Consider the following 12,384-nt stretch of genomic DNA (forward strand, 5'->3'; position numbering starts at 1 on the left):
CCGCCGTCTGTTGTGCGCCGGCGGTTCGCCGTACCCTCGCGGCGGCGCGGCAGCGGGCGGGCGAGACGTCGCGGACACGACCTCAGGGCCGCACCGCAGTGCCGTCCGTTTTCCATGTGTACGGCGCGGTGTCACGAAGGCATCTCCGTCCGGTACCCCGGGACCGCTGTCCTTGGGGCGCCCCTCGACTCCCCCCTCACCCCCAGAGGTCGTCACCCCATGGCAGAACTCGACCGTCGCAGGTTCCTGCAGATAGCGGGCGGCACGGCCGCCCTCGCGATGCTGAACGACAGCGTCGCGCGGGCCGCCGCCATCCCGGCGCACGGCACCACCGGAACCATTCGGGACATCGAGCACATCGTCGTCCTGATGCAGGAGAACCGGTCCTTCGACCACTACTTCGGCGCGATGAAGGGCGTCCGGGGCTTCGGCGACCCTCGGCCGGTGCTCCAGGACAACGGCAAGACGATCTTCCACCAGTCGAACGGGTGGAAGGACATCCTGCCCTTCCACCCGCAGGTGGAAGACCTCGGCATGCAGTTCCTGACCGGCCTCGACCACGACTGGGCCGGCGGCCACCGGGCCTACAACAACGGCAAGTACGACAAATGGGTCCCGGCGAAGACCGCCACGACCATGTCGTACATGACGCGGAACGACATTCCGTTCCACTACGCCCTCGCCGACGCCTTCACGGTGTGCGACGCCTACCACTGCTCCTTCATCGGCGCCACGGACCCCAACCGCTACTACATGTGGACCGGCCACACCGGCAACGACGGCACGGGCGGCGGCCCGGTCCTCGGCAACCAGGAGGCCGGCTACGGCTGGAAGACCTACCCCGAGCGCCTGGAGTCCGCGGGAATCTCCTGGAAGGTCTACCAGGACATCGGCGACGGCCTGAACGCCGCCGGCTCCTGGGGCTGGATAAACGACGCCTTCCGCGGCAACTACGGCGACAACTCGCTGCTGTACTTCAACGCCTACCGCAACGCCCAGCCGGGCAGCCCCCTGTACGAGAAGGCCCGCACCGGCACCAACGCCAAGGCGGGCGACGGCTACTTCGACCGGCTGCGCGCCGACGTGCTGGGCGGCAACCTGCCTCAGGTCTCCTGGATCGCCGCCCCCGAGGCGTTCAGCGAGCACTCGAACTGGCCGACGAACTTCGGCGCCTGGTACATCTCACAGGTCCTGGACGCGCTGACGGCGAACCCGGAGGTGTGGGCGAAGACCGCCCTGTTCGTCACCTACGACGAGAACGACGGCTTCTTCGACCACGTGGTCCCGCCGTACCCGCCGGCCTCCTCCGCCTGGGGCCTGTCCACGGCCGACGTGTCGAGGGACCTCTACGCGGGCGGCGGCGGATACGCGGCCGGACCGTACGGGCTGGGCCCGCGCGTCCCGATGATCGTGGTCTCGCCGTGGAGCAAGGGCGGCTACGTCTGCTCCGAGACCTTCGACCACACCTCGGTGATCCGCTTCATGGAAAAGCGCTTCGGGGTGCACGAGCCGAACATCTCCCCGTGGCGCCGCGCCGTCTGCGGCGACCTGACCTCGGCCTTCGACTTCACCCGGGCCGACGCCGCGCCCGCCGCGCTGCCGTCCACGGCCGCCTACGTCCCGCCGGACAAGGACCGCCACCCCTCCTACCACCCGACGCCGCCGGCGACGGGCGCCCTGCCCCCGCAGGAGGCCGGGCCCAAGCCGACCCGCCCGCTGGGCTACGTCCCGTACGTGGACGGCGCCCGCACCGTCTCCACCGGCAAGTTCACCCTCACCTTCGCCTCCGGCCCGACCCTGGGCGCCCACTTCCACAGCACCTCGGGCAACCGCACGGACGGCCCCTGGCCCTACACCGTCGAGGCGGGCAAGACCCTGGCCGACACCTGGTCCACCAGCAGCTCCACCGGCCATCAGGTCAACCTGACGGTGTGGGGCCCCAACGGCTTCCTGCGCACCTGGAAGGGCCCGGCGAAGAAGACCGGCCCGGAGGTCACGGCCCGCCACGTGAGCGCCACCGGCGATCTGGCCCTGACGATGACCAACTCCGGCACGGCCGCGGTCAACCTCACCGTGACCAACTCGTACGGCGGCGCGGCCCAGACCCTCCGGGTCGCGGCCGGCGGCACCGTCGCCCACACCGTGCACCTCGCCTCCACGGGCCGCTGGTACGACGTCAGGGTCGTCTGCGACCTCGACTCCACCTTCCTGCGGCGCTTCGCCGGGCACGTGGAGACCGGCGCCCCGGGCGTCTCGGACCCGGCGATCAGGACCGCCTGATCCGGTCCTCCGGTGCGCGCAGCAGCCGCCGTTCCAGGACCGCCAGGTCCGCCGGGCGGTGGCTGCGGGCGTGCCGGAGCAGGAGGTCGCGGGCGGTGTCCGGGACCCGGCGACGCTTCGGGTGGCGGGTGGTGAACTCCTCGCCCGCGAAGAACCGCACGGCGCCCTCCAGCCCGGCGCGGTCAGACTCCCTCACCGCCCAGGCCAGTTCGGCCGTGGCAGCCGCCGCCAGCAGGCGCAGCGGGGCCCGTTCGGCGAGGAGCCGCGCCGCGTCGCGCGGCTCCTGTCGTACGGCGCCCAGCCAGCCCAAGACCACGCTCAACGGCACCCCGCGCGGGGCGGCGGCCTCCTCGGCGCCCGCCGCGAGGGCCCCGGCGTACTCCCGCAGCCCATCCGGCGCCGCGGCCACCCAGCGGACCCGGTGGCGTGCCGGGATCCCGTCGGGGGAGAGCGGGTCCAGCAGGCGGTTCGACTCGGGGGTGGCATGGCGGGTCCCGTCGTCGTCCCCGCAGGTGCACAGGAACAGCACCTCGCCCGCCGCGGCGGCGCGCGCCCGGCCCAGCTCCCGCACGGCCCGGACCTCGGCGGCCTCGTCCGGATCGGTGATCTCGTAGCTGCTCGGGTGGTGGGGGTGCCGGGCCCCGTCGGGCCGGGAGAAGGCCCCCATGACCAGGCGGTCCGTGCGCGGTGTCGGGCTCACGGTGTGATGGTAGGCGCGATGGGCATGACGTACGGCGTCGGTTGTCACCACCCCCGTCACCGAAGGAGAACGCATGGCCATCGCCCACCGCCGGATCGGCACCGGACCCCTCCGCGTCATCGTGCTGCACGACTGGTTCGGCACCTCCGCCAACTGGGGTTGCGCGCTGGACCACTTCGACCCCGAGGAGTTCTCGTACGCCTTCCTCGACTACCGCGGCTACGGCGACCGCCGGGACGTCACCGGCCGCCACACCCTGCCCGAGATCGCCGACGACGTCCTCGAACTCGCCGACGAGCTGGGCTGGGACACCTTCTCCCTGCTCGGCCACTCCATGGGCGGCAAGGCCGCCCAGCAGGTCCTCGTCCGCGCCCCCGAGCGGATCGAGAAGCTGATCGGCCTGGCTCCCGTGCCGGCCGCGCCCTACGAGATGGACGACGCCACCCACGCGCTCTTCTTCGGCGCCGCCGAGAACCCGGAGAACCGGCGCGCCATCCTCGACCTCGTCACCGGCAACCGGGCGAGCCGCCGCTGGGTCGACGCGATGGTCGCCCACTCGCTGGAGGTCTCCCGGCCCGAGGCCTTCGCCGACTACCTCGCGAGCTGGCAGTCGCTGGACCTGTCCGCCGCCGTCAAGGGCAACACCGTCCCGGTGCTCGTCCTGGTGGGCGAATACGACCTCGCGCTCACCGCCGACGTGATGCGCGCCACCTGGCATGCCTGGTACCCGAACTGCCGGATCCGGACGATCTCCGGCGCCGGGCACTACCCGCCGCACGAGACGCCCGTGGCTTTCGTCACCGAGGTGGAGGCCTTCCTCCGCGCGTGACGGCGAACAAAAAACCCCTGGGGCACGAGGAGACCTCGTGCCCCAGGGGAACAGGGTGAGTGACGGGACTTGAACCCGCGGCCACCTGGACCACAACCAGGTGCTCTACCAACTGAGCTACACCCACCACGAAGGGCGGCGGACCACCCGTTCGATGTGCATGCACAGCATAGCCGATCTGCGGGGTGGTCCTGCGACGCCTTATCCGGCGGACCGGCTCGCGGCCAGGGTAGCGGCGAGCCTGGCGGTGACCCCTGCGGCGCCCCCGCCGGACCGACCGGCGGCGTGCGCGACGGCCGCGACGGCGAGGGCCCTGATGATCGGGTGGGGCCTGGCCCCGTCCCCCTGGAGCTCCGGCTGGAAGAGCGTGGCCAGGAAGAAGGGGTGCCCGGGCAGCTCCGCGACTCGCACCTGCCCGTCCTCGTCGTGCCCCGACAGGCGCAGCCCGTGCGCGGTGAGCGCGGGCAGGTGCCGCGGGGCGGGCCCGTAGTGGCAGTGGTAGCGCTCCACGGACCGCTCCGCGCCGAGCGCGGCCTCGGCGAGCGACCCGGCCTCGGCCCGTACGACCCCCTCGTGGCCGACGAGCGAGCACGCGAGCGGCGCGATCAGCGGGTCGGCCGCCCCGGGGTCGTTCTCGGCGTGCGCGACGCCGGACAGCCCGCACACCGTCCGGGCGTACTCCAGCAGCGTGTGCTGGAAGCCGCCGCACGTCCCGAGGAAGGGGATGCCCTCCTCGCGTGCCACCCGGATAGCGGCCAGCGCCCCGGCCTCGCTGGCGTACGGGCTGCCCGGCAGCACCCACACGGCGTCGAAGCGGGCCAGGGTCCCGTCGGCCGCCTCCGCCGCGGCGTCGGCGGTGGGGATCCAGTAGGCGTCGAGGACGAGTCCGTCGCGGGCGGCCAGGGTGTCGAGCAGGACCGGGATCCGGGTGTGGGACTCCACGTGCGGGGAGCGGTCGCCGACCAGGGCGATCCGCGCCACCCCCGGGCTGTCCGCGGTCTCGGTGGCAGGGGCGTGTGCCGTGCGTGCGGTGTCTGCGGTGGTCATGCGGATCATCCTGCGGCCGCCTCTCCCTTCAGCGCCAACGATTGTTCCCGCACGACCGATAAGCAATCCTGATGACCATGGATCCGCACCTGCTCCGCACCTTCGTCGCCGTCGCCCGCCTGGCCTCCTTCTCCGCTGCCGCCCGCGAACTCGGCTACACGCAGTCCGCCGTCTCCCAGCACATCGCCGCGCTGGAAGCGGACCTGCGGGCGGACCTCCTCACCCGGCGGCCCGTCGCACCGACCGCCGCCGGAGAGCGGCTCCTGGAGCACGCCGGACCGCTGCTGCTGCGGCTCGACGCCGCGCGGGCCGACGTACTGCGGCTCGCCGCCGCCCCGCCCGGGCGCGTCACGCTCGCCGCTTCCCCGCTCGCCGTGGGCCCGCGACTGCTCGCCGCCCTCCCCGCCACCGGAGTCACCCTGCGCGTACTGCCCCCGGCCGAGGTGCCCGCCGCCGTGGCCACCGGAGGCTGCGACCTCGGGCTGGTCGACGGCCCCGCCGCCCCGAGCGATCCGCTGCGGCTGCCCGATGTCGCGCCCCTCACCGTCACGGGCGCCGGGGAGGAGGAGCTGGCCGTGCTGCTCCCCGGCGGCCATCCCCTCGCCCGGCGGGCCGCCCTCCGCCTGGACGACCTCGCCGACGCCCGCTGGATCGACGCCCCCGGTGTCGGCCTGCCGCTCACCGCCGCCCGCGCCTCCGTCCGCTACGAGGGCACCGACCTGCACGCCCTCTGCGCACTGGCCACCGCCGGGCACGGCCTGGCGCTCCTCCCGCGCCGCGTCGCCGACGCCGCCGGCGCGGGCGTCGCCGTACCGCTGTCCGCCCCGCGCCTGGTGCACCGTACGGAACTGCTCTCGCCCGGCGTCCCGACCGGCGCGGCCGCCGCCCTGGCCGCGCGGCTCACGGCAGGGTCCACCGCATGACCGGGCGGGCCGGCGCGCCAGGGCCTGTCCGAAGTCGTGCCGTAGGGCCCTGGTCGTCGCCGGATGTGCCCAGCTCGCCGATACACCGCCGGGCACAGCGAACCGGTCGCGGTTCGCGGATCCGGGTTAAAGCGGTGGGGAGCGGAAAGGTGCCTTGTCTCAGCACGGACGACCGAAGGGAGCGCCATCATGGCGCAGGAGAAGAAGAAGGAGGACAGGTCGCCGCTGGAGCGCGTGACCGGCGAGAGCGACGTGTCCCCCCGAGAGCAGCGCGAGCGTGGCGCCGCTCCGTCCGGCGGCAAAGGCCGGATCCAGGAGGCGGCGGGCAAGGTCAAGGACGCGGCGCGGGAGGCCTTGGGCACCGGGAAGCGTGAACCTACCGAGGCCACCCCGGAAGCCGAGGAGATGCTGCGTGAGCGTCGTGAGAGGTCGAATCGGTCGGACGGATCCGGCGGCGGTTAGGGAGCGTCCGGCGGATCAGGGCCGGAACCGGGGCTGTGCGCGCTGATGGAGCGCCTGGTTTGATTCCTCGGCTTTGCCGGGTCCCCGCCACCCCCGCCCTCACGGGCGGCCGGCGCTGCTTTGACGACGCCCCGGGCGGGCAACACACCCTAGGGGCCCAGGATCACCGCCGACTCGCCCGGCAGGTGGATCCGCCCGTCCGGGCCGGGGTGTTCGACGGGGTCCCAGGACGCCAGCACCCGTACCCCGTTGCGGCCCAGGGCGATCGTGACCGGATCGGACGCGAGGTTCACCGCCACCCGTACGTCGCCCCGCCGGAAGGTGAGCCAGCGGCGCTCCTCGTCGTACGCGACCCGGACCGCCGCGAGGTCCGGGTCGCGCAGGTCGGGGTGGGTGCGGCGGAGCGCGACCAGGGTGCGGTACCAGTCCAGCAGGCGGGCGTGGAGGGGCTGTTCGGGCTCCGACCAGTCCAGGCGGGAGCGGTCCCGGGTGGCCGGGTCCTGCGGGTCGGGGATCTCCTCGGCCTTCCAGCCGTGCGCCGCGAACTCCCGGCGCCGGCCGGACCGTACCGCCTCGGCGAGATCCGGATCGGGGTGGTCGGTGAAGTACTGCCACGGCGTGCGCGCGCCCCACTCCTCGCCCATGAACAGCATCGGCACGAAGGGCCCGGTCAGCGCCACCGCCGCCGCGCAGGCCAGCAGCCCGGGCGAGAGGGAGGCCGAGAGCCGGTCGCCGAGCGCCCGGTTGCCGATCTGGTCGTGGGTCTGGGTGTAGCCGACGAACCGGTGCGCGGGGGTGCGGCGGTGGTCCACCGGCCGGCCGTGCGTGCGGCCCCGGAAGGACGACCAGGTGCCGTCGTGGAAGAAGACCCGGGTCAGGGTCTTGGCCAGGGCGGCCAGCGGAGCCCCGGCGAAGTCGGCGTAGTAGGCCTGCGATTCGCCGGTCAGCGCACAGTGCAGGGCATGGTGGAAGTCGTCGTTCCACTGGGCGTGCAGGCCCAGGCCCCCGGCGGCGCGCGGGGTGGTGGTGCGCGGGTCGCAGCGGTCGGACTCGGCGATCAGGAACAGCGGCCGGCCGGTCTCCGCGGCGAGCCCGTCGACGGCCGCGGACAGCTCCTCCAGGAAGGTCAGCGCCCGCTCGTCCGCCAGGGCGTGTACGGCGTCGAGCCGCAGCCCGTCGATCGCGTAGTCGCGCAGCCACGCCAGGGCGCTGCCGACGAGGTAGGCGCGCACCTCGTCGGAGCCGGGCGCGTCCAGGTTCACCGCCGAGCCCCACGGGGTGTGGTGGGTGTCGGTAAAGTACGGGCCGAAGTCCGGGAGGTGGTTGCCGGAGGGGCCGAGGTGGTTGTGCACGACGTCGAGGACCACACCCAGCCCGGCCGCGTGCGCGGCCGCCGTGAACCGGGCCAGGCCGGCCGGGCCGCCGTACGGCTCGTGTACCGCCCACGGCGCGACCCCGTCGTAGCCCCAGCCGTGCCGGCCGGCGAAGGAGCACACCGGCATCAGCTCCACGTGCGTGACGCCGAGGGCGGTGAGGTGGCCGAGCCGGGCCGCGGCCGCGTCGAAGGTGCCCTCGGGGGTGAAGGTGCCGACGTGGAGCTCGTAGAGGACCGCGTCCTGGAGCGGGACGCCCGGCGGCGGGACGCGCCGGGGGGCCAGGGCATCGAAGTCGACGACGGCCGACAGCCCGTCGGGCCCGTCCGGCAGCCGCCGGCCGCGCGGGTCGGGCAGCGGTCCGGTGTCCCCGTCCAGCAGGAAGCCGTAGCGGCTGCCGTCCCCGGCGGGCGCCTGCGCGGTCCACCAGCCGTCCCGTTCCGGATCGCGCGCCATCTCGTACGTCGCGTCGTCGAGCCGCAGCGCGACCCGGCCCGTCAGCGGTGCCCACACCTCGAACTGCACGGTGGCCCCCTCGTCTGTCGGCGGTGTCCGGTGCGGCTGTGACCGCGGATCCTGGCAGGCTTATCGTGCCCATCATTCCGGGCTCGGCGGGGGAGTTCTGGACACTCCGCCCCCGACGGGCCGACAATCACCCTGTGACGTCGAGTTTCGAACTTCCTGCCTTCCCCGCGCCGCGGCTGTCGGACGCCGAGCGAGATCGTGCGCTGGGCCAGCTCAGGGAGGGCGCGGCCCTCGGCAAGCTGTCCCACGACACCTTCCTGCGCCGCATGGAACTCGCCCTGGTGGCCCGCCGTTCCGAGGACCTCGCGGTCCTGACCGCCGACCTCCAGACCAGGGAGGCCGCCGAAAGCCCGTGGACCCGTCGGCTGTTCGGCTGGGTCGGCCGGGTATCGGCGGTGTCCGCGGGTGTCCGGCGCGCCTGGACGGCCGAGCGGTTGCCCAAGCTGCTCCTGCCGCACCCGAGCGCGGCGGCCCTGCGGATCGGCCGCGACCCCGGCAACGGGCTGCGGCTCAGCCACGAGACCGTCTCCCGGTCGCACGCGGAACTGAGCCTGCGCGACGGGGTGTGGGTGCTCAAGGACCTCGGCTCGACCAACGGCACCTCCGTCAACGGGCGCCGTGTGACGGGCTCCGCGGTCGTCCGCGACGGCGACCAGGTCAGCTTCGGGAACATGAGCTTCCGGCTCTCGGCGGGCTGAGCACGCGGCCCCCGCGCCCGCCGGTCACGCCCCCGGTCGCGCCCGCCGGTCACGCCCCGCAGGAGAGCCGGCGGGAGGGACCGCGCAGGATGGGGGCATGGAACACACCCCTGTCATCCGCCGTGCCCGGGTCGGGGACCTGCCCCGGCTGGTCGAACTGGTCCACGAGCACGTCGCGTACGAGAAGTCGGCCCCCCGCCCCGCTGACCTCGCCGGGCGGCTCGGCCCGCGGCTCTTCGCCGAGGACGCCCGGCTGTGGGTGCTGCTCGCGGAGAACGCCGACGGGGTCGTCGCCGGGTACGCCGCCTGCTCCGCCGAGTTCGCCTTCTGGGACGCGCGCGACTACCTGCACATGGACTGCCTGTACCTGGCCGCGGAGGCCCGCGGCCAGGGTCTGGGCGCCGCCCTGGTGGACGGCGTGGCGCGGCTGGCCCGCGAGCTGGGCCTGGAGCAGGTCCAGTGGCAGACCCCCGACTGGAACGAGGCGGCGATCCGCTTCTACGACCGCCTCGGCGCCGCCTCGAACCCCAAGCTCCGCTACACCCTGCCCGTGGGGCCGCCTGCCGCCACGAGCCGCGCGTAGGCGGCCAGGACCGTACGGGACTGGTGTTCCACCTGGGTGGCCACCGGGATCCAGCGGGCTCCGAAAACCGCCGCGAAGTCCTCGCACCATCCGCTGACCAGCCGGTCCAGCCCGGGCGCCGCCGGATGCCCCTCGGCGCGCAGGACCCGCAGCAGCATCGCCGCCGCGCGCAGCGACAGCCGCCGCCCGAAGGCGTCGATGCTGGCGATGTACGCCGCCGTCGCCTCCGCGGGGGCGCCGGGACCGGTCCACTCGGCGGTGATCCGCGGGATCAGCGCGAGCGTCCAGTCCACGGCGCGCAGCAGCGGAGCCGCGGCCGGGTCTCCGTGCGCGCCCGGACCCGGCCGGTCCGGGTCCCGGTCCAGGTGGAGGGGGGACCGGGCCCGGGCCTGCTCCCGGGCCGCGCCGACGAGCGCGGCGTCCGCCGTGAGCCGGGCGGCGAGCATCCGCAGGGCGCCGCGCGGGTCGGGGTGCGGCGCCGGATCGTCCACCAGGTCGGATGCCCACATGGGGACTTCGACGATCGCGGTGGTGCCCGCGTGGCGGTGGGCGTGGTACCAGGTGCTCAGCCGGGTGTCCTCTGGGTGGAACGCCCCGGCGGCCTCGCTCCCCGGCTCCGGGATCACGAAGATGCCGGGCCCCGGCGAGGGCCAGCCGGCGGCGTCCGAGGCCCCGTTCTCCACCGGAATGCGCAGGTCGGCGGCCGATTTCGCGAACGGCTCGGCGAGGCCGGGTATGTCCCGGGTGAGCTGTACCCAGGTACCGCCGAGATCGGTGGCGTGCAGGGAGACCTGGAGCACGGGCCGCAGCTCGTCGATGAGCGCGGTCAGCGCCAGCGTCTCCGGCGGCAGCCGGTCCGCGGGCAGTAAAGACGGCGCCCACTCGGGCTGTTCGGGGCCGGGCGGCCGGTAGAAGTACCGGTGGTAGTCCAGCAGCGAGTCCGGGCGGGGCGTGCGGTGCAGGTCCGCGCCGTCCGGGTCGGCGCACAGCAGGAAGTGCCAGGCGCAGCCGGCCCGGGGAGCCGGGTCGTCGCGCAGCAGCCGGCGGGCCAGCGAGAGGGCCGTGGCGCCGCCGACGGGCTCGTTGGCGTGGGCTCCGGCGACGACGAGGACGCTGCGCGCGTCCCCGCCGGCCCCCGCCGCGTCGGCCGGTACCGCGCCGGCCGGTACCGCGTCGGCTGAAAGCCCGCCGGCCGGCCCGGTCGGCGGGGCCGCCGTCGCGGCGACCGACAGTACCCAGATCGGCCGCCCGGCCCGCGAGGTGCCGGCCTGGCGGAGCCGGACATCGCCGGGGTGTTCGTCCGCGAGGGCACGGGCGGCCAGCCCGAGTTCCTGCGGTGTGGGGTAGCACATGTCACGGAGGAGAGTCACAAGGGATGCCATGCCCGCCGGTCCCGCCGCCTACTGCTGTACGGGCCCCGCAGTTCCCCCGAACCGCGGGGAAACCCCTGGCCAAGGCTGCGTCGGCGCCTCCCGGCCACGCCTCGCTACTGCTGGTGCAGACCCCGGCCGGCCAGGCTCAGGAAGACCTCGCCGACCGCCTCCGAGAGCGTCGGGTGAGCGTGTACGTGGCGGGCCACGTCGGAGGGCTCCGCCTCCCAGCCCACGATCAGCTGGCTCTCCGCGACCATCTCCGACACGTGCGGCCCCACCAGGTGCACCCCCAGCACCCGCCCGCCCCGCTCGGCGACCACCTTCACCATGCCGCCCCGGCCGTGCACCATGCCCTTCGCCACGGCCGTCAGCGGCATCGTGTTCACCACCACGTCGTACGCCGCTTCGCGCGCCTGCGCCTCCGTCAGCCCGACGGCGGCGGTCTGCGGCGCCGAGTACGTCACCCGCGGCACCGCCGCGTAGTCCACCGGCGCGCTCGCCACCCCCGCCAGGGTCTCGGCGACCAGCAGCCCCTCCGCGAAGGACGCGTGCGCCAGCCCGAGCGAGGGCGGCGGCAGCAGATCCCCCACCACGTGAACGCCGGGGACGGCCGTCTCCAACCGCGACCAGTCCGCCGGCGCCACGAACCCCCGCCCATCCGCGGCCAGTCCGGCCGCCGCGAGGTCCAGCCCGTCGGTGACCGGGACCCGCCCCACCGCCACCAGCAGCCGCTCCGCCCGCAGTTCCCGCAGCTCCCCGCGCGCGGTGCGCACCGCCGCCCGCACCCCGCCGTCCGCGAGCCGCTCGGCCCCCTCCAGCCGGGCGCCGGTCCGCACGTCGATCCCGCGCTTGCCCAGCCCGCGCGCCAGATGGCGCGACACGTCCGCGTCCTCCAGCGGAACCAGCCTGTCCGCGGCCTCGACCAGAGTCACCTCGGCGCCCATGGAACGGTGGAACGACGCGTACTCCACCCCGATGGCCCCGCCGCCGAGCACCAGCACCGACGCCGGCAGCCCCGGGGCGAACAACGCGTCGTCACTGGTGACCACCGTGCGGCCGTCGGGTGCCAAGCCCGGCAGCGTACGCGGCCGGGACCCGGTGGCCAGCACGATTCCACGGGTCGCGGTGAACTCCCGTCCGTCCTCAGCCCGTACGGACCGAGGCCCCGTCAACCGCACGGCGCTGCGCACCACCCGCACTCCGGAATGCGCCAGATGCCCCTCCACACCCTTGTGGTTGCGGGCCACGATGTCGTCCCGGGTCGCGGTCAGCGCCGTCCAGTCCACCGACTCCACGCTCGCCCGCACCCCCCAGCGCTCGCGGGCCTCGGTCACGCCGTCGAGGAGTTCCGCCGCGTGCAGCATGGCCTTGCTGGGAATGCAGCCCCGGTGCAGGCAGGTCCCGCCGACCTTGTCGCGCTCCGCGAGGAGGACTCTCAGGCCGAGGGCCGAGGCGCGCAGGGCGGTGCTGTAGCCGCCCGTGCCCCCGCCGATCACGATCACATCCACAGTGCTGTCGTCGGTCATGTCCCCAGCGTGCAGGCCCCGTTCCGGGCGGTCCAAGGAAATGATCTTCTGGTTTCCATGCAGGA

11 protein-coding genes and 1 tRNA gene are annotated in these 12,384 nt (G+C 74.4%); 6 read left to right on the forward strand and 6 right to left on the reverse strand.

Annotation, left to right across the window (positions count from 1 at the left end; genetic code table 11):
* Positions 1-219 precede the first annotated feature (219 nt).
* On the forward strand, positions 220-2,280 hold the full coding sequence (locus BSL84_RS26305) for a phosphocholine-specific phospholipase C (RefSeq protein ID WP_075971265.1): 2,061 nt from the start codon (positions 220-222) through the stop codon (positions 2,278-2,280).
* Here BSL84_RS26305 and BSL84_RS26310 read toward each other — a convergent pair.
* Positions 2,267-2,980, reverse strand: a complete 714-nt coding sequence (locus BSL84_RS26310) for a hypothetical protein (RefSeq protein WP_159393558.1) — start codon at positions 2,978-2,980, stop codon at positions 2,267-2,269. The genes BSL84_RS26305 and BSL84_RS26310 overlap by 14 nt on opposite strands.
* 73 nt (positions 2,981-3,053) lie before the next feature.
* Here BSL84_RS26310 and BSL84_RS26315 point away from each other — a divergent pair, with 73 nt between their 5' ends.
* Positions 3,054-3,809 (forward strand): alpha/beta fold hydrolase, encoded by a 756-nt coding sequence (locus BSL84_RS26315; RefSeq protein WP_075971267.1) that lies wholly within the window; start codon positions 3,054-3,056, stop codon positions 3,807-3,809.
* A gap of 54 nt (positions 3,810-3,863) precedes the next feature.
* On the opposite strand, the gene BSL84_RS26320 is transcribed toward BSL84_RS26315, so the two are convergent.
* Together BSL84_RS26320 and BSL84_RS26325 are read right to left on the reverse strand one after the other, a co-directional pair.
* Positions 3,864-3,936: transfer RNA gene (locus BSL84_RS26320), tRNA-His, on the reverse strand.
* Positions 3,937-4,010: 74 nt separating this feature from the next.
* Positions 4,011-4,856 carry a glutamine amidotransferase-related protein gene (locus BSL84_RS26325; RefSeq protein ID WP_107484932.1) on the reverse strand — a complete coding sequence of 282 codons (846 nt, stop codon included), beginning with the start codon at positions 4,854-4,856 and terminating at the stop codon, positions 4,011-4,013.
* A gap of 77 nt (positions 4,857-4,933) precedes the next feature.
* On the opposite strand from BSL84_RS26325, the gene BSL84_RS26330 reads away from it, so the two are divergent.
* A complete protein-coding gene (locus BSL84_RS26330) occupies positions 4,934-5,779 on the forward strand; it encodes a LysR family transcriptional regulator (protein ID WP_045322400.1) in 846 nt (281 codons plus the stop codon).
* Between the two features lie 189 nt (positions 5,780-5,968).
* On the forward strand, positions 5,969-6,241 hold the full coding sequence (locus tag BSL84_RS26335) for a hypothetical protein (protein WP_030030559.1): 273 nt from the start codon (positions 5,969-5,971) through the stop codon (positions 6,239-6,241).
* A gap of 149 nt (positions 6,242-6,390) precedes the next feature.
* On the opposite strand, the gene treZ is transcribed toward BSL84_RS26335, so the two are convergent.
* Complete coding sequence (gene treZ, locus BSL84_RS26340; protein ID WP_030030558.1) at positions 6,391-8,139, reverse strand: malto-oligosyltrehalose trehalohydrolase; 1,749 nt, start codon at positions 8,137-8,139, stop codon at positions 6,391-6,393.
* Between the two features lie 134 nt (positions 8,140-8,273).
* Between treZ and BSL84_RS26345 the strand changes: the two genes are divergently transcribed.
* Complete coding sequence (locus BSL84_RS26345) at positions 8,274-8,837, forward strand: DUF1707 and FHA domain-containing protein (RefSeq protein WP_030030557.1); 564 nt, start codon at positions 8,274-8,276, stop codon at positions 8,835-8,837.
* A gap of 97 nt (positions 8,838-8,934) precedes the next feature.
* Positions 8,935-9,420, forward strand: a complete 486-nt coding sequence (locus BSL84_RS26350; RefSeq protein WP_030030556.1) for a GNAT family N-acetyltransferase — start codon at positions 8,935-8,937, stop codon at positions 9,418-9,420.
* Here BSL84_RS26350 and BSL84_RS26355 read toward each other — a convergent pair.
* Both BSL84_RS26355 and lpdA read right to left on the reverse strand, forming a co-directional pair.
* The gene (locus BSL84_RS26355; protein ID WP_045322383.1) at positions 9,375-10,790 is read right to left on the reverse strand and encodes a M14 family zinc carboxypeptidase; all 1,416 of its coding nucleotides are present in this window, start codon (positions 10,788-10,790) and stop codon (positions 9,375-9,377) included. The two genes, BSL84_RS26350 and BSL84_RS26355, sit on opposite strands and share 46 nt — an antisense overlap.
* Positions 10,791-10,906: 116 nt before the next feature.
* Positions 10,907-12,319 carry a dihydrolipoyl dehydrogenase gene (gene lpdA / locus BSL84_RS26360; protein WP_075972241.1) on the reverse strand — a complete coding sequence of 471 codons (1,413 nt, stop codon included), beginning with the start codon at positions 12,317-12,319 and terminating at the stop codon, positions 10,907-10,909.
* Between the last annotated feature and the right edge of the window lie 65 nt (positions 12,320-12,384).

The sequence above is a fragment of the Streptomyces sp. TN58 genome, from assembly GCF_001941845.1.
Taxonomy (GTDB): domain Bacteria; phylum Actinomycetota; class Actinomycetes; order Streptomycetales; family Streptomycetaceae; genus Streptomyces.

Excerpts from the sequence above, each read along its gene's own strand:
- lpdA (WP_075972241.1), bottom strand. The coding sequence starts at position 12,319 with ATGACCGACGACAGCACTGTGGATGTGATCGTGATCGGCGGGGGCACG.
- BSL84_RS26305 (WP_075971265.1), top strand. The coding sequence starts at position 220 with ATGGCAGAACTCGACCGTCGCAGGTTCCTGCAGATAGCGGGCGGCACG.
- BSL84_RS26325 (WP_107484932.1), bottom strand. The coding sequence starts at position 4,856 with ATGACCACCGCAGACACCGCACGCACGGCACACGCCCCTGCCACCGAG.
- BSL84_RS26315 (WP_075971267.1), top strand. The coding sequence starts at position 3,054 with ATGGCCATCGCCCACCGCCGGATCGGCACCGGACCCCTCCGCGTCATC.
- BSL84_RS26350 (WP_030030556.1), top strand. The coding sequence starts at position 8,935 with ATGGAACACACCCCTGTCATCCGCCGTGCCCGGGTCGGGGACCTGCCC.
- BSL84_RS26330 (WP_045322400.1), top strand. The coding sequence starts at position 4,934 with ATGGATCCGCACCTGCTCCGCACCTTCGTCGCCGTCGCCCGCCTGGCC.
- BSL84_RS26335 (WP_030030559.1), top strand. The coding sequence starts at position 5,969 with ATGGCGCAGGAGAAGAAGAAGGAGGACAGGTCGCCGCTGGAGCGCGTG.